The sequence below is a fragment of the Bifidobacterium rousetti genome (assembly GCF_008698235.1).
Classification (GTDB): Bacteria; Actinomycetota; Actinomycetes; order Actinomycetales; family Bifidobacteriaceae; genus Bifidobacterium; species Bifidobacterium rousetti.
Window position 1 is genome coordinate 126,907 of sequence record NZ_PEBH01000001.1, and the last position, 20,047, is coordinate 146,953.

Annotated in this window: 14 protein-coding genes; 11 read left to right on the forward strand and 3 right to left on the reverse strand. The window is 61.4% G+C overall.

Annotated features, from left to right (window positions below; all coding sequences use genetic code 11):
- The first annotated feature begins 12 nt into the window (after window positions 1–12).
- The 11 genes from CSQ85_RS00650 to CSQ85_RS00700 all read left to right on the forward strand — a co-directional run bounded on the left by CSQ85_RS00650 (window position 13) and on the right by CSQ85_RS00700 (window position 15,437).
- A complete protein-coding gene (locus CSQ85_RS00650; RefSeq protein WP_150382417.1) occupies window positions 13–642 on the forward strand; it encodes a hypothetical protein in 630 nt (209 codons plus the stop codon).
- A 14-nt stretch (window positions 643–656) separates the two neighbouring features.
- On the forward strand, window positions 657–1,355 hold the full coding sequence (locus CSQ85_RS00655; RefSeq protein ID WP_150382418.1) for a sce7726 family protein: 699 nt from the start codon (window positions 657–659) through the stop codon (window positions 1,353–1,355).
- Window positions 1,356–1,380: 25 nt separating this feature from the next.
- A complete protein-coding gene (locus CSQ85_RS00660; RefSeq protein WP_150382419.1) occupies window positions 1,381–2,370 on the forward strand; it encodes a sce7725 family protein in 990 nt (329 codons plus the stop codon).
- Between the two features lie 44 nt (window positions 2,371–2,414).
- A complete protein-coding gene (locus tag CSQ85_RS00665) occupies window positions 2,415–3,455 on the forward strand; it encodes an RES family NAD+ phosphorylase (protein ID WP_190972810.1) in 1,041 nt (346 codons plus the stop codon).
- A gap of 430 nt (window positions 3,456–3,885) precedes the next feature.
- A complete protein-coding gene (locus CSQ85_RS00670) occupies window positions 3,886–4,143 on the forward strand; it encodes an AbrB/MazE/SpoVT family DNA-binding domain-containing protein (RefSeq protein WP_150382421.1) in 258 nt (85 codons plus the stop codon).
- Window positions 4,143–4,520, forward strand: coding sequence for a type II toxin-antitoxin system PemK/MazF family toxin (locus tag CSQ85_RS00675; RefSeq protein ID WP_223846741.1), 378 nt, complete (start codon window positions 4,143–4,145; stop codon window positions 4,518–4,520). The genes CSQ85_RS00670 and CSQ85_RS00675 overlap by 1 nt, the downstream gene beginning before the upstream one ends.
- A 91-nt stretch (window positions 4,521–4,611) precedes the next feature.
- Window positions 4,612–7,257: a BREX-1 system phosphatase PglZ type A gene (pglZ, locus tag CSQ85_RS00680; protein ID WP_150382423.1), complete on the forward strand. Its 2,646-nt coding sequence runs from the start codon at window positions 4,612–4,614 to the stop codon at window positions 7,255–7,257.
- An 84-nt stretch (window positions 7,258–7,341) separates the two neighbouring features.
- A complete protein-coding gene (gene brxL / locus CSQ85_RS00685; RefSeq protein WP_150382424.1) occupies window positions 7,342–9,621 on the forward strand; it encodes a BREX system Lon protease-like protein BrxL in 2,280 nt (759 codons plus the stop codon).
- 210 nt (window positions 9,622–9,831) lie between these two features.
- Window positions 9,832–12,774 carry a leucine--tRNA ligase gene (leuS, locus tag CSQ85_RS00690; RefSeq protein ID WP_150382425.1) on the forward strand — a complete coding sequence of 981 codons (2,943 nt, stop codon included), beginning with the start codon at window positions 9,832–9,834 and terminating at the stop codon, window positions 12,772–12,774.
- Window positions 12,775–13,041: 267 nt separating this feature from the next.
- The gene (locus CSQ85_RS00695; protein ID WP_190972811.1) at window positions 13,042–13,644 is read left to right on the forward strand and encodes a ComEA family DNA-binding protein; all 603 of its coding nucleotides are present in this window, start codon (window positions 13,042–13,044) and stop codon (window positions 13,642–13,644) included.
- A 311-nt stretch (window positions 13,645–13,955) separates the two neighbouring features.
- Window positions 13,956–15,437, forward strand: coding sequence for a ComEC/Rec2 family competence protein (locus tag CSQ85_RS00700; RefSeq protein WP_223846742.1), 1,482 nt, complete (start codon window positions 13,956–13,958; stop codon window positions 15,435–15,437).
- 18 nt (window positions 15,438–15,455) lie between these two features.
- Here CSQ85_RS00700 and CSQ85_RS00705 read toward each other — a convergent pair whose 3' ends face one another.
- The 3 genes from CSQ85_RS00705 to CSQ85_RS00715 all read right to left on the reverse strand — a co-directional run bounded on the left by CSQ85_RS00705 (window position 15,456) and on the right by CSQ85_RS00715 (window position 19,841).
- The gene (locus CSQ85_RS00705) at window positions 15,456–17,576 is read right to left on the reverse strand and encodes a GmrSD restriction endonuclease domain-containing protein (RefSeq protein ID WP_150382427.1); all 2,121 of its coding nucleotides are present in this window, start codon (window positions 17,574–17,576) and stop codon (window positions 15,456–15,458) included.
- Window positions 17,577–17,717: 141 nt separating this feature from the next.
- Window positions 17,718–18,413: a response regulator transcription factor gene (locus tag CSQ85_RS00710; protein WP_263390557.1), complete on the reverse strand. Its 696-nt coding sequence runs from the start codon at window positions 18,411–18,413 to the stop codon at window positions 17,718–17,720.
- A 126-nt stretch (window positions 18,414–18,539) separates the two neighbouring features.
- Entirely contained in the window at window positions 18,540–19,841 is a 1,302-nt protein-coding gene (locus CSQ85_RS00715) for a sensor histidine kinase (protein WP_150382715.1), read from the reverse strand.
- Window positions 19,842–20,047 lie beyond the last annotated feature (206 nt).

A 20,047-nucleotide genomic window follows, 5' to 3' on the forward strand; every position in this document is an offset into this window, starting at 1 on the left:
GACGATACTCTGATGTGGACTGATGCAGCTCAAGCCATCTCGGCTATGGTGGGGGCAGGTTTTACTTTAATTGCATTATGTTTTACGGCCTGTCAAATCCGTCAGGCATCTGTTCAGATACGTGAGTCGTCTGAACAGGCAAAAAGAGAAAGTGAGGACAGAAACCGTCCCTATATCTCCATGGATGTAATTCCCAGCATTGGTGGAATCGGTGTTTGGGATTTGAAGTTGAAAAATACCGGAGGCACTGCAGCAAGATCAATAACTATTGAACTTGTGGATCAACAATTCGTTATATCTAGTGATGATCATCATGTTTCTGACCATCTTCGATGGTTTATGGAAACTCCATTTGACCTTATGCCGGAATCCAGCAAACGTGTGTATTGGATCATTACAGATGGGAAAGGTGATGTTATAGATGGCGCTCCATTACGAGGGAAGATAAGGGTCCATTATTCTTGGTTGAGAGAAGAGGATGAGCTGGATTTTTACGACTTTCTTGCGTATGATTGCTTGAAAGCACCTATTCCTGTTCCTGGCACAGGAATGACCCGCTCTGGCGGGAAGAATCCAGAGTTGAAAAACATTGAGCATGCAATACGTGGTATTTCTCGGCAGATAGGAGAAATAGCAAGATAATATATCGGATATAAGTGAGTGTTCTGGATATGAAAGATGTTACGAGGAATGAAGCGTTCTATCAGGACGTGGTAGCTTATCGACTATTGTTGCGTTCGCATAGTCTGCGGACCTCGAAAGCGTTCCGACAGTTCCGGGTGGCTGGTTCTGTTGCGGATACTGTCATTGTTAACGGGCATGGAACGGTGTATGAGATCAAATCCGATCTCGATACGTTCGATCGGCTTGAAGGCCAATTGCGGGACTATTTCACCGTGTTCTCTTATGTGAACGTGGTGATTCCCGAAGAGAAACTGGCTTGTCTGCGTGAGCGTCTTGATGCCATGCCTGAATTTGGCGCGCATGTCGGAATTTACGTCATGACCCGCCGCAATGCGCTCAGATGTGCGTTGAAGCCAAGCGAGTACAACGACGATCTAAGCAAGATCGAGCTTCTGAAGGTACTGCGCAAACCGGAGTATACGAAGATTCTGCAAACCGAGTTCGGCACCGTGCCTGATGTTCCGTCGGCTATGTTCTATAGGGCATGCCGCGAGATGTTCTTCGACATCCCTGTGTTGAAAGCGCAAGCCTTGGTCATGCGTACAATCAAACAGCGTAATATTTGGACGCGCGAAGATTTGGAGCAGTTTCCAGAAGAACGACGGCTATCCCTGTACTTTGCCTACAATAGAATGAAGAACGTGCCAGAAGCAGAGCTTCTCCATTTGTAGGGTTGCCGTAACAAGGGGGTTGATAATGGTCTACTACCCGTATCTTAGGGCGCGTCAGTATGAGCTGCTCGCGCTCCGGGAACTATTGGCGGCAGGGAAACTAACCTCGCAAGTAGTGCCCATCATCGAGCCAATACGCGATATGCCACAACTTCGGCAGGTTCTGCATGCTTTTCGTAGCCGGGAGGGTGAGTCCCTTGGTGTCGTTTTGAACCCGGATGTGGGAGACTTGGCTGTAGCCACTGATCTTGACAGTCGACTGGACATATACGGTTCCAATGAGTCAATTCCGTTGACTGGGGAATTGGGAATTGTTTTCCCTGCTGTGCTATTAAATAACGATGCTGTAGAAGTTGCGCAGCATGTCAAGGAGTCTGGTTCCGATTTACTGAGAGACAGTGGTATTGTTTTCGTGTCTGAAAATGATCGCGGTCGTATCAAAGAACTACGCAATTTCGATTTCCATGCTGTCGCGGCATCGGACAGCAAACGTCTTGCCCGTGACTTGGAGCGTAATGGAATTGTCGCGAAGAGAATCTTGTTCTCAGACCCGTTCATTAAACGTGACAACAATGCTGCATATGGAGAGGAGGATTGTCAGGACGAGTTCTTCTCAGATGACCATATGTGGTATGACGATGAGTATGAAGGATTCGGTGATTATTCAATTGTTGGCGATAACTATGACGAACATGGAGGAATGCCTAAAGCGGTTGCGCTCCATATCGTGTACTTCGACGATAAATGGGATCTTCGCATTCACCACTTCGTGTCCGATGTCAGTGACGATGCTCATGAGACACCGGAGAAATTCGTGCAGACGGCGCGAATGCTGGATGTGTGGCACGATTGTCGCAACGGGATGAAACAGGAACACCTGACGATAGGTCTGCAGAAGCTCATCGGTCATGCGAAGACTAATACATATCCGGGATTGCCGACCATCAAGAAACTCTGCATCATGCATCATCTTGAGCTCATGGGATGGTTCCTCTCTGAAAGGCCGGACCGATGACAAACTGTTGCGTGAATTGTTTCCGAGACCATGTGTTGCGTAGTATGGTGCAGGGACTAGGCGTACAAGGTGATTGTGATTATTGTGGGAGTGAAGGCGTCGCTACATATGCGTTCGGCGCATGTGCTGATCTTCAGTACTCATTGCTGACAATCATTGGGCTCTACGAATCGTGTGGCACTCAGACCAAAGCGGATGTATATACGTTAGCTCACGAGCTATCGAGCAGATGGCGGTTATTCGCTATCGCAGAAGAAACTGCACAAGAGTTGTTGGATACAATGTATGCGGAATCCCCCAAGGGAGTGTTCGATGGTTATGCGATGGACTCCCTTCTTCAAGGCATGGTTCGATTAAGTGATGATGGACGCGTAGGTGAGCATGATTGGGATAAATTTGCCGACCATCTGAAATATCATAATCGATTCTTTGTCTCTTTCATCGATATTGATGAATTGGCACGTCTGATTAGCTATACGCGAGATACATGTGGACAAGGCACGGTGCTGACACGTGCGAGGATCGCCAAGGATATGAAAGGCTATGCTGCGGGGGCTGAAATGGGGGCTCCGCCGCAAGGGGTTGCTGGTAACGGGCGCATCAATCCGGTGGGAATCAGTGAGTTGTATACGACTCTGGGCAACGATGATGAGGCGGATGACACGGCTTTACACGAGATCCGTGCAGGAATGCATGATTATGTGACGTTTGGAAAGTTCTCACTTAAACGGGACATTACGATTGCAGACCTATCGAAGCTCTCAGAAATCAGTCCATTTGATATCGACAGCGGTGATTTACCCATGTTTGCGGCGAATCTTGATATTCTACGCGGCATGACCCGGGAGATTTCCAAGCCAATGCGCAGAGGGGACAATCCTCTTGAATACATTCCGTCGCAATATATTGCTGAGCTTATCAAGAGTTTGGGTGAAAAGCAGGGTGGGCCATACGATGGGGTGAAGTATGCCAGCACGCTAAGAAGTGGTGGCATGAATCTTTGCTTGTTTGATCCGGGGGCCTATGAATGTGATAAAACTTACACTAAACGAGTTAGCGAAGTGACATATTCAATTGTGCGCTAAATGATACTGAGAGCTATAAATGTTTGTAAAGTATGTCTCCCTAAATTCCTAGGTATGCAGGTCATTCCGTCGGGCAGGAACGTTGAGCAAGCGATGGATGAAATTGAGAAGGGAGTGATGACGCTGCGGGAATTTGCACCGTAGTTGCTTTCCGTCTTGGGTGTGATTTTAGTGAGAAAGTGCCGGATACTGCCGGATACTGCCGGATACTGTGTTTGGCCTGCCAGATACTGCTGGAAAGTGCCGGATACTGCCGGAAAGTGCCGGATACCGAATCCGGAGTGCGCGATGCTGCCGAATCGGTTCGCGATTAGTTCGCAGTTAGTTCGCGATTAGTTCGCGATTGGGCGCAGGGAGATCGACCCGATACGTCCTTGCCGATGACTCCGCGCAACAGTAGGATATACATTGTAGATACGGAAGGGTGGTGATGGTCATGCAGACCGTGACGATTTCCCAGTGGGGGAACAGCTGCGCCATCAGATTGGACAAGACGCTGCTTGCCCAGTTGGGTGTGCAGAAAGGGGCGTTGCTGTCCCCGAAGGTGGAGAACGGCTCGTTGGTGCTCACCCCCGTGCGCAAAGAGGTCCGGTCCAGTGATCTGGACCGTCTGTTTGAGGGGTATCACGGTGAATATCAGGGTGAGGAACTCGACACCGGTGCTCCGGTGGGCGGGGAGATCATCTGATGTTCCGCTATGGTGACATCGTTTACGTCAATCTGGACCCGTCGCTGGGGCACGAGCAGAACAAGCGTCGGCCCGTGGTCGTCGTCGGCAACGACCGATTCAACAGCCGGTGCAATCTCACCTTCGTCACGCCCATCACCCACACCGATAACGGGTACCCTCTGCACGTCAACGTCGGGCTCATCATGGGCGAGGAGAACGCGCTGATCAACGGTTACGCGGCCGTCGAACAGACCAAGTCGCTTGACCTGACCGTGAGGGAACCGCAGAAGGTCGGGACCGCTCCGGACTCCGTCATGGAGGAGATCTCCGATCGGCTGCTGTCCTGCCTGCTGCGTGACGACCAGTCGGTGTTGTCGAGCGACTTGTTGTCATGAAGTCATGAATCCATACGGTGCGACTTGCACCATGCCTGACGTGAAAACGACACGGGATCAACCAACGTGGGAAGATCAGAAGGGAACTCATATGAGCAGCGGTACACAGATCGGCAGATTGCTGGCGGCGAGATTCGCGGCGTTCGACGGCACCCCGCACAGCGATGGCCGCGTGGTGTTCTGGCATGACGAGGCCGGCGAGTTCGCCGACCTGCTCGACGAGATCGCCGGACCGAACGCGGAGAACGAGGCGCTGCGCGACGTGGAGACGATACGGCTGGAACGCAATCCGTTCGCCGTGAAATACCGCATCCTCGTCGAACAGCCCGCCGCGAAATTCCTCGTATACCTCACCGGCAAGTTGCCCGCGGACGAGGACAACTGGCTGCTGGACCTCGAACTGGCGTACGGGCCATTGTTCACCGCCGACCGGCTCACAATGATCGTCAACGAGATGTTCCCGCACGAGGCGAACGCATCCACGCGCACGGCATGGCTCGGAATCATGCAGCGCACCAAGTCGTTCTTCGACGACGACGAACTGGTGGATGCACTGGCCGGACGACTGCGCGCGAACGACGACGAACGCGACTTCCAGGCGAAGATGATCGCCTCGCTGCTCGACCTGCCGGCGGGGGAGCACAGCCTGCAATCGATCTGGCGCGAACTGCTCGCGCAGTACGCGAAGGGCGACACCGACGGCATCGACCGCATCACGGCGATGGAACTGGCCGACTACCACTGGACCGGCACCCGCAGGATCTACCGGTTTGACACGGGCAGTGCTACGGGCGGCGAGTCCGGAAACCCGACGGTCAAGGACTTCGTATTGTGGCTGTTCCGCCTGGCATGGAACAACTTTACCGACACCGAGCATGGCGCCGACTATTACGCGAACATCCGCCGCGACTTCACCATGTGGCGCAACGACCCCCGGTTCACGCCGGTGGTGCGCGAACTGGCCGACACCGCGTTCGACGACCTGTCGCTCACGCGTGTCATCACCGCGATGAGCCCCGGCGAGCTGGAATCGCACGACCTGTTCCGCGAGGTCGACGAGCAGCTTGTGGATCTGCTGTACGAGGAGCTGGGCAACGAGAATATCACCGACGACGACGTGCAGCGCATCGTCGGCTCGCGTCGATACGGCCTGTGGTATGACGAATTCGCTTCGGACTACGCCATCATCGCCGCGGCCAGCGCATTGCGGACGCGGTTGCGCGCGGCCCGACCCGTCATGGAATCCGTGTCATCCGTACAGGAGGGTTTCCGCCTGTATGCGGACGACCTGTACGGGGTCGACGGCTGCTACCGCCGCTTCATCGCCGCGTGGAAGGCGGGCAGCAGGTTCAACGGCAAAGCGGTCGCCGACGACCTCGAACGCGAGTACTCGTGCTATCAGTCCGATCTGGGCGCGATCTGGCAGGCCCAGATCAACAAGCTGGACGAGTGGACGATCGACGACGTGCCCTCGCAGCGGGACTTCTACACGCGCAACGTGAAGAAGGTGACCGACGCGAACAAGAAGATCGCCGTCATCATCTCCGATGCGTTCCGTTACGAGGTCGCCGAGGAGTTCCGCGAACGGATCAACGCGCAAAGCCGCTGGAACGCCACGATCGAGGCGCAGCTGGGAGTACTGCCCTCCTACACGCAGCTCGGCATGGCCGCGCTGCTGCCGCATGCCACCCTGACATTGAGCCCGGTTGACCATTACGGTGTGCTGGCGGACGGGCGGCCCACCGCCGGACTGGCCGCGCGGGACGCGGTGCTCGCCACGGTGAACGGTCACGCGGTGGAGGCGAAAACGCTGCTGAACATGAAGCGTGACGAATACCGCGATCTGGTGAAATCCTGCAACGTGCTGTACGTCTACCACAACGACATCGACGCGGTAGGCGACCAGGCTGCAAGCGAAGCGAACGCCTTCGGCGCCTGCGCGCACGCACTCGACGAACTCGATGCTATCGTCAAACGACTGGCCAACGCGAATGTGACCAACATGATCGTCACCGCCGACCATGGATTCCTCTATCAGGATCATGACGTGGCGGACTCCGAATGGCTCAGCGAGAACCCGTCCGGCGACGTGATCTGGGTGAAGAAGCGGCGTTTCGTCGTCGGATCCAACCTCGCCGACAAGCCGGCGTTCACCACGTTCGCCGCGTCACAAGTCGGTTTGGAGGACCCGCAGGCGCAGGGCGTGACCATCCAGGTGCCCAACGGCATCCACCGTCTGCGCATCCAAGGAGATGGGGTGAGGTACGTGCACGGCGGCGCCGCGCTGCCTGAGATCGTGGTGCCGGTGGTGCACATCAACAAGGGACGTTCGGCCGCCGGCGATGTGCGGCAGGTGGAGTTCAGGATCCTGCAGGACACCGACCAAATCACCAGCGGGCAGATCACGGTCGACTTCCTGCAGGCCGAACCGGTGGGTGGCAAGATCGCCGAACGCACCGTGCTCGCCGGACTGTGGGGCGTGAACCCGGACGGCACGGCCACGCTCATCTCCAATGAGGTACCGATCGCATTCGCCTCCACATCCAAGGATCCGGCCGACCGTCACACGCCGGCCACGTTCCTGCTGTCCGGGCAAGCCGACGGTTTCAACAACTCCGTGGTCGAGCTTCGGTTGCGCGAGCGGATCGCTGGTTCCAGCCAGCTGCGGGAGCTGGACGCCAAGGCCGAATACCGGTTGCGGCGGGGACTTGTCTTCGACGATGGATTCGAGTTCTGAACGGCTTGTCGTTGCATTTGGAATCATTTCCCGGAACTGAAATGGACCCCGAGACCGTTGAGGTCTCAAGCGTAAGGTGGAATCATGACAGACGAACAGCAGCATATGGATGAGACGGCCGATGGTGGCGCCGTTGCGGCCGCTCCGACTGCCGAGGAGCCTCAGATGAGCGACCTCGACCGCAAGGTGACCGAGGAGTTCTCCGGGTACACGGTTCGCAAGGATCTGGTCGGTGAGGTCAAGGGCAACGCGCTCGTGCCCACGTACGTGCTCGAATACCTGCTCGGCAAATACGCATCCACCTCGGATGCGAGCAGCATCGGGGGAGGCGTGGAGCATGTGAAGGCCATCCTCGCCGACAACTACGTGCATCGTGAGGAGGCGAACCTTGTCCAGTCGAAGATCCGCGAAAAAGGGCGTTACTCGATCATCGACAGGGTGCAGGTCGTACTCAACGACAAACTCGACCAGTATGAGGCCTCGTTCGAAAACCTAGGCATCAGCGGGGTGATCGTCAGCTCCGACACCGTCGAGCACAACCCCAAGCTGCTCGTTACCGGCATCTGGTGCATGTGCACACTCTCCTACGCCTATTCCGGCGACCCGAAGGACGTGCCGTGGCGGTTGCAGAAGCTCACGCCGGTGCAGATGTCGCACGACGACCGCGCGAACTATCTCGAAATGCGTAAACGGTTCACCGACGACGAGTGGATCGACCTGCTCATGCAGTCCATCGGCTTCAACCCCGAACTGTTCTCGAAGCGCGCGAAACTGCTGCATCTGGTGCGCATGGTCCCGTTCGTCGAACGCAACTACAACCTCATCGAGCTCGGCCCCAAGGGCACCGGAAAATCGCACATCTACTCCGAATTCTCCCCGCACGGTGTGCTCATCTCCGGCGGCGAGATCACCGTGGCGAAGCTGTTCATCAACAACGCCACCGGCAGGCTCGGCCTCGTCGGCTACTGGGACACGGTCGCGTTCGACGAGTTCGCGGGCAAGGCCAAGAAGGCCGGCAAGGACCTCGTCGACATCATGAAGAACTACATGGCGAACCGGTCGTTCTCGCGCGGCGTGCTGCCGCAGCAGGCCGAGGCGTCCATGGTGTTCGTCGGCAACACCTCCCATAACGTGCCGTACATGCTCAAGAACTCCGACCTGTTCGAGGAGTTGCCGAAGCAGTATCATGACCCCGCGTTCCTCGACCGTATCCACTGCTACCTGCCCGGATGGGAGTTCGAGCAGATCCGCTCCGAGATGTTCACGCGCGGCTACGGTTTCGTGGTCGACTACCTCGCCGAGATCCTGCACAACATGCGCGACGCGGATTACGGTCTGGCGTTCGAGCCGTACTTCACGCTTTCGCCGTCCCTGACCACCCGCGACCGCGACGGCGTCAGGAAGACCTTCTCCGGACTGATGAAGCTCATCTACCCGGACGGCAAGGCGACCCCGGAGCAGATGGAGCCGCTGCTGCGCTGCGCCATCGAGGGACGCAAGCGCGTCAAGGACCAGCTGTGCCGCATCGACTCCACCATGGAGGAGGTTGAATTCACCTACACGCGGGCTGGCTCGCCGGACAAGCCGATCGCCGTGCAGACGCTGGAGGAGATCGACTATCCCGCGCTGTACCACCGCGGATCGCTCATGACTGACGAGGGGCAGGACGGCCAGCGGAATGGTGAGGACGTTGGTTCTGCGGCAGCCGGAGTCGTAGATATGCCCGGATCCACTCTGGGGCAGAGTCCTGACGCGAAATCCGCGGAGGGAGCTGCTTCGGTGGCTGTATCTTCCGGGCCCACCCAACCGGCCAAACCCATGTCTCGCATAGAAAAGATAGCCGCCATGGCTAGGGAAAAGCGTGAGGAGTTTGTCGAAGACGGCAAAGGCGTCAGCTACAACCGATTGTTTGGACCTTACGTGGCCGGAGCGAAGCGAGTCCTGCTGCAGGACCCGTACATCCGAAACACGTATCAGATGCGCAACCTGTCCGAATTCTTGGAAACCGTATATAACTATACGGACCATTCCGAAGAGGTACAGGTGCGTCTGATCACCGGGCAGTTCAGAAATCCGCGTTTTAGTGACGAGGAGAACCTAGATCGGCTGAAGCAGCAGAAGGAGAGCTTCGAGCAGATACGATCCAATTTCGCCCAATTCGGCATCGTCTTCTCCTACCAATTCAGCGAAACGGCCCATGATCGCTGGATTAAGACAGATACCGGCTGGGACATCATTCTCGGCAAGGGATTGGATATGTTCCAGAAGTTCGATGGTGATTGGCTCAACCCGCAGTTGCGCCAGCAGAGTTTGCGCAAGACCACGGAGTTCGGCATCACTTGGCTCCGTCGTGCCGACAAATGAAATCCTCGGGATGAAGGGCATATAGCCATGCAGGCTGTGCTGTTTCATGACTTTGCTAAAGTTCCCTCATACTACGGGAATGTGCCCAATGGGCCATATGGCCCGGATTCGGTATGGCACCGGTGTGGTTATTGAACTGTAGAAAGCCACCCGCCCGCCATGCGCGACGGGCGGCGGCTATTGGTGCGGGCGCGTGTATTATCGTGCGGTATGAGTGAGACTGAACCGAAGTTCCGTTACAACGCCGCACTGGCGCAGGACATCGAAAACAAATGGCAGAAGAAGTGGGATGACGAAGGCACGTTCTGGGCCGCCAACGTCTCCGGCGACCTGAAGGACGGCAAGGGCCGCAACGCCGAGGGACGTCCCTCCTACTTCGCGATGGACATGTTCCCCTACCCGTCCGGCAAGGGCCTGCACGTCGGTCACCCGCTCGGCTACCTCGCCTCCGACGTGGTCTCCCGCTACCACCGCATGAAGGGCGAGAACGTCCTGCACGCCATGGGCTACGACGCCTTCGGCCTGCCGGCCGAGCAGTACGCCGTGCAGACCGGCCAGCACCCGCGCATCACCACCGAGCAGAACATCGCCAACATGTCCCGCCAGCTGCACCGCATGGGCCTGAGCTTCGACAACCGCCGCACCTTCGCCACCATCGACCCCGGCTATGTGCGTTGGACCCAGTGGATCTTCTCGCGCATCTACGACTCCTGGTACGACGAGGACGCCACCAACCCGTCCGGCACGAAGGGCTCCGCCCGCCCGATCACCGAGCTCGTCGCCAAGTTCGAGAACGGCGAGAAGGCCATCCCTGGCCACGAGTCCGACGGCAAGGTGTGGGCCGACCTCACCGACGCCGAACAGCAGGACATCCTCAACGACTTCCGCCTCGCCTACATCTCCAAGTCCCCGGTCAACTGGTGCCCGGGCCTGGGCACGGTGCTCGCCAACGAGGAGGTCACCGCCGAAGGCAAGTCCGAACGCGGCAACTTCCCGGTCTTCCAGCGTGAGCTGCGCCAGTGGTCGATGCGCATCACCAAGTACGGCCACCGCCTCATCGAGGACCTCGACGGCATCGACTGGCCCGAAAAGGTCAAGCTCATGCAGCGCAACTGGATCGGCGAGAGCCACGGCGCCTCCGTGCACTTCGAGGTCGACACCCCGAGCGGCGTCAAGGACATGGAGATCTACACCACCCGTCCCGACACCCTGTTCGGCACCACCTTCGCGGTCGTCTCCCCGGAGCATCACCTGCTTGAGGACGTGCCCGCCGAATGGCCGGCCGAAACCCCCGAGGACTGGAAGGGCGGCTACGCCAACCCGGTCGAGGCCGTGAAGGCCTACCGTCTCGCGGCCGAATCGAAGACCGCGAAGGACCGCGTCGACGAGGCCGGCGAGAAGACCGGCCTGTTCACCGGCCTGTACGCCATCAACCCGATCACCGGCGCGAAGCTGCCGCTGTTCACCGCCGACTACGTGCTCATGGACTACGGCACCGGCGCGATCATGGCCGTGCCGGGCGGAGACCAGCGAGACTACGACTTCGCCACCAAGTTCGGCCTGCCGGTCATCTACACCGTCCAGCCGCTGCCCGAATCCGGCGACGACCTCGCCAACTACGAGGGCAAGGCGCCGTTCGTCTCCCATGACGGCATCGTCATCAACTCCTCCGTCGAGGCCACCAAGGCCAAGGGCGACGCGCTCTCCCTCGACGGCCTCAGGGTCGACGACGCCATCGCCAAGGTCAACGAGTGGCTCGAGTCCGCCGGCGTCGGCAAGGGCACCGTCTCCTACCGTCTGCGCGACTGGCTGTTCTCCCGCCAGCGCTACTGGGGCGAGCCGTTCCCGATCGTCTACGGCGAGGACGGCACCCCGCACCTGCTGCCCGACTCGATGCTGCCGATCGGTCTGCCGGACGTGCCCGATTACCAGCCGCGCACCTTCGACCCGATGGACGCCGAATCCAACCCGGAGGCGCCGCTGAGCCGCAACGAGGACTGGGTCAAGGTCACGCTCGATCTCGGCGACGGCCCGAAGACCTACTACCGCGACACCAACACGATGCCGAACTGGGCCGGCTCCTGCTGGTACTACATGCGCTACATCGACCCGTCCGACACCGCCCACATGGTCGAGAAGAACGAGTTCGACTACTGGATGGGCCCGAACCACAACAAGTACTCCGGTGATGAGGGCGGCGTCGACCTGTACATCGGCGGCGTCGAGCACGCCGTGCTCCACCTGCTGTACTCGCGCTTCTGGCACAAGATCCTCTTCGATCTGGGCTACGTGGATTCGGCCGAACCGTTCCACAAGCTGTTCAACCAGGGCATGATCCAGGCGTACGCCTACACCGACGACCGCGGCCAGTACGTGCCGGCCGACGAGGTCGTGGAGGGTCCGGCCGACGCCAACGGCGAACCGACGTTCACCTGGCACGGCGAGCACGCCAACCGCGAGTTCGGCAAGATGGGCAAGAGCCTCAAGAACATCATCACCCCGGACTACATGTACGAGAACTACGGCGCGGACACGTTCCGCCTGTACGAGATGAGCATGGGCCCGCTCGACGAGTCCCGTCCGTGGAACACGCGCAACGTGGTCGGCGGCATGCGTTTCCTGCAGCGTCTGTGGCGCAACGTCATCGACGAGGAGACCGGCGGGGCCCATGTGAGCGAGGACGCCCCGGACGTCAAGACCCTGAAGCTGCTCAACAACACGATCGCCGACGTGACGGTCGAGATGGAGGGCATGCGTCCGAACACCGCGATCGCCAAGCTCATCGTGCTCAACAACCACCTGACCTCCCTCGAGTCCGTGCCGCGTGCCGCCGTCGAGCCGCTGATCCTCATGCTCGCCCCGATCGCGCCGCACATCTGCGAGGAGATGTGGTCTCGTCTGGGACACGACGAGTCCCTGTCCGCGGCTCCGTGGCCGGTCGCCGACGAGCGGTATGTCGGTCAGGACACCGTCACCGCGGTCGTGCAGATCAAGGGCAAGATTCGCGCCAAGCTCGAGGTCTCCCCGGACATCGATCCGGCCGAGCTCCAGAAGCTCGCGCTCGAAGCGGTCGCCGACCGTCTCGGCGGCAAGGAGCCGCGCAAGGTCATCGTCAAGGCCCCGAAGATCGTCTCGATCGTCCCGGCCGAGTGAGGTGCATAAGCCCTAGGGTTTCGTCCTGGGGCTTCGTCCACATTCCCCGTGTGACTTGATTTCGCGCCCATGCCTTCCCACCGTGGAGGCATGGGCGTTTATCATTCCCGGCCGGACGGCGATCCCCGGCCATTTGAGTCATATGTCGAGTCTTATGCGGCGTCGGATGACGGCTCCGGTTCACCGCGTTCGTCGTCGTGTTCGTTTTCTTCGTCGTCACGGCCGTCGATGGCCTCCGTGCCGCTGCCGCCACGGCCATCGGCATCGATGGAGGTTGTCGGCCCGTTGCCCGATGATGCGCAATCGCAGTTCCGATCCTTGTCGCGGCTGACCGGCGTACACGGCGAGGACATGGATGGCGACGACTTCGAGCGGCGGGCGAAACACGGCAAACCGCGTCTGAAGTTCACCGCGACCCACGCGCTGGCGGCGATCCTCATCATGACGTTCGTCACCTGCGTCAGTCTGACGCTGCTCATCCACCAATCGGTGAACTATGCGGCGCTCGGCCGTTCGGGCGATGCATCGAAGACCGTCGATCAGCCGTCTCCCGGCAGTGAGGGCGGTGAAACCGGCGGCGATGCGTCGCCGGATTCAGGCGGACAAGCCGCATCCGGCGACGGTGCGTCATCCGCCGCACCCGCTCCCGCGCCTGCGCCTGCACCCGACCCTACGGACACGCGCGTCGACCTCAACACCGCCACGCTGGAGCAGCTCGACTCCGTCCCCGGCATCGGACCGGTCACCGCGCAGAAGATCCTCGACCATCGGCGGAAGATCGGGCGGTTCACCAGCGTCGACCAGCTCCTTGACGTGTCAGGCATCGGCGCGAAGACGCTTGAGAAGATCCGTCCGGGGGTGAAGGTCTGATGCGTGGTCTGATGCGACTTCTGACACGGCGGGCGCGTCGAATCCGGAATCCGCGCATCGAATGCGGTAGCCGCGACCGGCGTCTCCTTCCCGTCGCAATCGTGTTGTGGGCGTCATGTCTGGGAACGCGATGGCTGTTCACCATGATCGTAGGTGGCGGTGCGAGTGCAGACGACGTATATGCAAACGGTGTGCATGCAGGTGAAACCAATTCGTTCGACATAGTGTCGAACAATCATGTGGCCGTGATCATCATGGCGTCGGGCATTGCATGCGCCGTGATTTGGCTCATATCGACAAGACTCGTCCATATGGGAATCGGGCGAACGATCGTCGCGGTGTGCATCATGGCGGCGCTCCTTGGCGCGATCGTGACATGGTCCGGCCTCGCGACCGCGTGGCATGATCCGGCGGCTGTCAGAGGGCGGGAGACGACCGGTCATCTGACCGTCGAGGGAACCGTGACGGCGCCGGTGCAGGTCTCCTCCAACCGCGAGGCCGACTGTCAGGCCGAACTGCGCCTGCAGGCCATCGACGACGGAAGCGTGCGCGTCGCATCCCGCGCCGGGGTGCGTCTGTTCGCGTCGGGCGACGATTGCGGGCGCATCCACCGCGGCGCCGTCTACCGCGCGTCCGGAACGTTTTCCGCCGCGCGGTTCGGCTCGACCCCATTATGGCTGACCGTGCACTCGTCCGAAGGGCTCGCCGCCATCGGGGAGCAGCCATGGCCGGAACGCTGGCGAGAACACGTACAGGAATCGTTCTTCCGTGCGACCTCGCGCCTGTCCGAACAGGGTCGGGTGCTCGTGCCGGGCCTCACCATGGGGTTCCTCGGGCAGGATCATCTGCCCGCCGCCTACGAGGCCCAGCCGGTCAACGACACCTACGCCACACGGCTGGAGGAACGTTTCCGCGCCGCCGGCATCATGCATCTGATGGCCGTCTCCGGCGGGCATTTCGTCATCGTCGCCGGTCTGATACGGCGACTGTGCGCGAGGCTCCTCGTCCCGCGGCGGATCGTCGCGGTGCTGCTCGTAACGGTCACGACGGTGCTCGCCGCGCTGATGGCTCCGGGGGACAGCGTCTCCCGCGCGCTCGTCATGGGATGGATCGGCGCGGCCGCGCTGTATCTCGGACGCAGGACGCAGGCGCTGAGCGCGCTGTGCGTGACCGTCGTCGTCATGCTGCCGCTCGATCCGTCGCTCGCATGGAGCTACGGGTTCGCGTTGTCATGCGCCTCGGTGCTCGGCATCGTGCTGATGTCCCGTCCGATCGCCGACGTGATCGCCCTGGCTCTGCCCGACCGTCTCGCCGACGCGACCGCGATGACGATCGCCGCGCAGACCGCCACATTGCCGATACAGGTGATGCTGGAACCGCAACTGCCGGTCTGGTCCGTCATCGCCAACGTCCTCGTCTCGCCGGTCGTGGATTTCGCCACGATGGCGGGACTTGCGGGACTCGCCATCGCATGGGTGAGCGTCGACGCCGCGACGCCGTTCGCATGGATCGCCTCGTGGGGGACCCGTATCATGGAACGCGTGGCCATGTGGCTGGGCAGCGGGGATCACGCGGTGATGCCGTGGGCGGGAGGCGTCGGGGGAGCGCTCGCCCTCGCCGCGCTCGAAGCGGCGGTCATCATCGTCGTCATCAGGGTCGCGCGGTTCATGGGACCGTCCCGCGCGGAGCATGCGATGCCCGGCGAACCGTTCACCTCGAACCCGCGCAACCGCCTGCGCATCTGGTGGAACGACACGATGCGCATGGTCCGGCATCTCGACGACTACCGGTGACGGAGGTCAGCGGATGGGTCATCCCGCCTGCTGACGGAACTGCTTCCAGATATCCGCGAGGTTGCGGTTGTCCGAGGTCCGACGCCAGACGGACAGCCCGGCGGAGCTTTTCCCGCCGGCGGCGGCCTTCGCGGCCGCGGTGGGGGAGGCGTACGTGGACCCGTCGTCAAGACGGAACCTGCCGTCCTCGGTGACGGTCGCGAACCAGCGTTCGCCCTTGCGCGGGCGATCCCACACCAGCTTCTCTCCGGGGATGAGCAGACCGGCGTCGACGACCTGCTTGATCGTGACCCGTCGCGAGCTGTGCACCGGACGCGACATCCTGCCGCCGCCGGCCAGCTCCTCGATATCCTGACTGGTCAGGTCGGTGTGGTTCTCGTCATAGCGGATCTCCCAACGGTCCGCGATCAGACGGATCGTCTCCTCCTGACGGTGACGCAGCATCTCCGGCGTGCACTCGTTGAAGTGCTTCAGCTGTTCCGTCAGCGGGAACCGGCGCGAATCGGCGCGCATGAGCAGCCGGTCGCGGCGACCCGCATAGTCGGGCAGCTTGTCGAGCTGGTCCTCGGCGCCCTGCGCGAGCGCCATGTTGCCCAGCCGGTACATCCAGTAGTCGTGCACGTCCTGGGTCCATCCGGATGCGGCGAACGAGGATTTCGGATCGAACACCACCGGCATGATCGGCAGGGCGCTGAGTCTGCGCGGACGCGACAGGTGCGTTTCGGCCGCCTGCTCGTTGGCGCGTACCAGCAGCAGTCGGATCAGCTCGTCGTCGCCCTGCATCTCGCCGTGCAGACGTACCAGAGCGCCGGCGCGATCGTTCGGAGACACCGACAGGGCGCGGATCGTGCGCACAGGATAGCCCTTGTCGAGGTCGCGCACGGCGGCGGCCGCGTGCCCACGCCGGCGGAACGGAGCCGTGCGGTTCAGCGTATCGACGCCGGTGACGCGCTCCAACGCCGCGAGTATTTCGTTCAGCCGCTGCGAATCATGGCCCCCAAGCGTTTTCACCGTGGTCGACGCGCGCGAGGCCCTGGCCCCTCTGGAGGCGAACGGCGAGATGTCCGGGGCGCCCAGATTGCGGAACGAATGGACCAGCGCCCACATGGCCACGGGCTTCCATTCATGGCCGGGATAGTCATTGAGCGATTCGAGCCGCGCCTTGACATCCTCCGGCAGCATCGTGTCGGAGGGGCGCGTGATGACCAGCCACGCCATCGCGTACGGCGCGAGCACCTGGTCGATGAACGCCGTCATCGTGCCGTTGTCCAGATGCGGCTGCATCACGTCGGTGAGGAAGTCCTCGATGAGCTTGTCGCTGTCGGGCTTGTGCGTGACGATCAGATGCAGGTAGGAGAAGAACTCCTCGCTGGCCGGCGAATCGTCGCCGAGCGGGTCCATGATGTCGTCCCAGCGCTGGGCGTACGCGTCGAGCTCGACCGATGTGAGTCCGGACGTGGCGCGCGCCTTGAACACGTCCGACGGTGTGAGCGGCAGACCGCGCATGTTCATCACGTCGAAGATGCGGTGCGCGCTGTCCAGATCGTCGGTGGTGACGATCACCAATGTGACCTGGTTGACCAGATACGAGGCGAACGTGCGTCGCTCGTCCTCGCTCATACGCGACAGTTCGTCATAGACGCGTTTGGTGTTGCGGGTGATGTTGCGCTGCGCGGTGGTGGTCCAGTCCTCCTCGCCCAGATCGAACAGCGCCTCCAGATTGCCTTCCTGCACGTATTCGCGGAAGAACGCCGCGTCACGTTCGCGCAGCGTCAGACGCGGCTCGTTCCTGATGCCGCGCAGTTTGTCGCCGGGCTCGACGATGAGCGCGTCCAGCAGACGCATCCATTCGGAGTCCCGTTCCAGATCGCGCAACGCGGCGATGATGATCGCCAGCGACACCAGACGCTGCTGGCCGTCGATCACGTCGTAACGGTTGACCTCGCCGGTGCGCACCAGGATCAGCGATCCGAGGAAGTAGGGGGTGCCGGGCGTCTTGGCGGCCCCGGCCAGATCGTCCACCAGCTGCTGGATGTTCTCCGGTTGCCAGATGTAGGCGCGCTGGAACGAGGGGATGAAGAACCGGTAGTCCGACGTGAAGATCTTCTCCAGCGGCAGTTCCTTAGCGTTGATGGCCATGTGATCCCCGACCCTTTCCCGTGCAACGGTTGTCGTCTCCAAGCCTAGCAGCGTTCCGTCGGATGCCTCGGCATCCGGTCAGTCGCTCGCATGCATTTCCTGTGGTTCCGTGTGATTGCCCGCTTGTGGTTGCCCGCGAGATCACACCTGCGGCGGCAGGTCCGCGCGTTCCACCAGCCGGGCCATCTGCACGCGACCCATCGCGAGCTTGTCCGCCGCGGACGACAGATGCGCCTTCGCCGTCCTCTCCGAGATGAACATGCGTTCGGCGATCTGCGCGTTCGTCATCCCCTCCGCGGCCAGCAGCACGGCCTCTCGTTCGCGTTCGGGCAGCGCGTCGAGCATCGCGCGGGCCTCGTCGCGACGGGAGAGCGGCTGCTGCGCGTGCAGGTCGCCGATGAGCTGGCGCTGGCTCGCCGCGTTGAACTGCGGCGTCTCCGCGCACACGCCGAGCACGCGTCGGATGATCTCATCCGGAGCGTCCGTCTTGGAGACGAAGCCTTCGACGCCGGCCTCCACCGCGCGTTCGACGGTGTTCGACGGGCTCAGCGACGTCAGGATCATCACATGCGGCGGCCGGGGGAGCGCACGAAGACGCCGTGTCGCCTCGATCCCGTCCATATCGGGCATCGCGATGTCCATCAGGACCACGTCAGGATGCTCTCGCTGTGCGCGCAGCACCGCGTCCGATCCGGACGTCGACGTGGACACGACCTCGATCCTGCCGGACGAATAGTCGGTGAGGATCAGCCTCATCGCCTGGCAGATCATCGGATCGTCGTCCACGACGCTCACCTTCACGGGTGCTGTCGGCGGCGTTACGCCCGTCGCGCCCACGGCGGCGGAGACCGCTGTCGTGGGCGCGACGGAAGTGTCCGCCACTGGCGTTGGCCGGCCGATGCCGTTACCGCCGTTGGTCTGCGGCCCCTCGTCTTGTCTTTCGCTTTCGCTCACCCTGCCATCCTATTGCACCGGACGCGCGACGGACGGAATCTCGCCCGCCGCGTCGCCAGCGTTCCGCCGCCACGGCAGCAGCACGTCCAGATGGAACATGCGACGGTTGTCGAACCCGTACCGGCATGTCCCTCCGGCCGAATGCGCGCGGGCCGCCAGACCCGGCAGCCCGGCGCCGGCGGGGGAGCCTCCCGGCGTGTTGTTCCCGTTCGATCCCGGCCCTACCATGGGATTGCTCAGATGCACATGTACGCCCGTCGCGGGATTCGCCGTCACCTCAAGCGACACCGGGGCGCCCGGCGCGTGCCGGCGAGCGTTTGTCAACCCCTCCTGAATCGCTCGGTAGGCCACCTTGGCCGATATGTCGTCCAGCTCGCCCAATTGCCGGATGTCGATCCACGTATCGACGCGCTGCCCCGCGTCACGGGTTTGCGCGATCAATGCGTCGAGCGACTCTCGCGTCAACGCCGTCTCGTCCGTGGGCGCGAGCTGCTCCCAGGCGCTCTGCGGGTGACGCAGCATGTCGATGATCTGATGCGCCTCGTCCAAGGCGCCGGCCGCCTGACGCCGGATGTCCTCGGCCTTGCGCGCGATCGACTCGGACGTCTCCGACGGCTCCAGTCGGGCGGTTTCGGCCTGCAGCGCGCTCGCGTTCAACGCCAGCAGCGACAGGGAGTGCGCGAGCGTGTCGTGGGCTTCTGCCGCGATCGCGTCGGCCAGCTGTTGGTTGGTCAGATCGTGCTGCAGCGTCGCCGCATGCGTGGCCGCGGCGTCGGCCTTCGCCTGCGCGGTGTCGAGGCTCGCGCGCGAGCGGATGTGCAGGCCGATGAGCGCTGCGATCGCCACGCTGATGAGTGCCGCGACCACCGCGGTCGCGATGATCGGTCCGTCACCGGTGAGCATCTCGATCGGCACGCCGTTGCTGCCGGTGTTCGGCTTGGCGAAGAACAGATGCCAGAGCGACGCCTCGGCCGGATGCAGCGCGTCGCGCAGCTGCGCCCAGACGCATACAGCCGTGCCGGCCACGATGACCCGTATTGTGCGGGTCCGTGACGACCGGCGCGCCAGCAGCGAGGTCATCGCCATGAGCACGAGCATCGGATCGTACGGGAAGACCATCACGATCGCGCATGCCGCCCAGAAGACCGGTTCGGGATGCCGGTCGCGCATGATGAGGATGAACGGGAACACGATCGACAACAGGGTGGACAGGACCATCCACACATACATGATCCCGTCGGGATTCGCCACGTACTCCAACGCCGCGAACGAGCACTGCACCAGGGCGAACAACGCGGCCACGGGGATCATGACGAACACGCACCAGCGTCGCGTGCGCACCGGCACCTCGTCGTCATCCTGATTCCACGCCGGCCGCGGTTCGTCATGCTTCTTCTCGAATCCCATGCATCCCACTCTATTGCCGGAGCAAGCCGCGTCGCCATTGGACATGCGGGCGCATTCCGCACGCGGCCGCCGCCCGAACGGGCATCCGGAAACGTCCGTTCGTACACTGA

Coding starts and splice junctions, on each gene's coding strand:
- CSQ85_RS00650 (WP_150382417.1), top strand. CDS start 13: ATGTGGACTGATGCAGCTCAAGCCATCTCGGCTATGGTGGGGGCAGGT.
- CSQ85_RS00660 (WP_150382419.1), top strand. CDS start 1,381: ATGGTCTACTACCCGTATCTTAGGGCGCGTCAGTATGAGCTGCTCGCG.
- CSQ85_RS00665 (WP_190972810.1), top strand. CDS start 2,415: ATGGTGCAGGGACTAGGCGTACAAGGTGATTGTGATTATTGTGGGAGT.
- CSQ85_RS00670 (WP_150382421.1), top strand. CDS start 3,886: ATGGTCATGCAGACCGTGACGATTTCCCAGTGGGGGAACAGCTGCGCC.
- CSQ85_RS00675 (WP_223846741.1), top strand. CDS start 4,143: ATGTTCCGCTATGGTGACATCGTTTACGTCAATCTGGACCCGTCGCTG.
- pglZ (WP_150382423.1), top strand. CDS start 4,612: ATGAGCAGCGGTACACAGATCGGCAGATTGCTGGCGGCGAGATTCGCG.
- brxL (WP_150382424.1), top strand. CDS start 7,342: ATGACAGACGAACAGCAGCATATGGATGAGACGGCCGATGGTGGCGCC.
- leuS (WP_150382425.1), top strand. CDS start 9,832: ATGAGTGAGACTGAACCGAAGTTCCGTTACAACGCCGCACTGGCGCAG.
- CSQ85_RS00695 (WP_190972811.1), top strand. CDS start 13,042: ATGGAGGTTGTCGGCCCGTTGCCCGATGATGCGCAATCGCAGTTCCGA.
- CSQ85_RS00700 (WP_223846742.1), top strand. CDS start 13,956: ATGGGAATCGGGCGAACGATCGTCGCGGTGTGCATCATGGCGGCGCTC.
- CSQ85_RS00705 (WP_150382427.1), bottom strand. CDS start 17,576: ATGGCCATCAACGCTAAGGAACTGCCGCTGGAGAAGATCTTCACGTCG.
- CSQ85_RS00715 (WP_150382715.1), bottom strand. CDS start 19,841: ATGATCCCCGTGGCCGCGTTGTTCGCCCTGGTGCAGTGCTCGTTCGCG.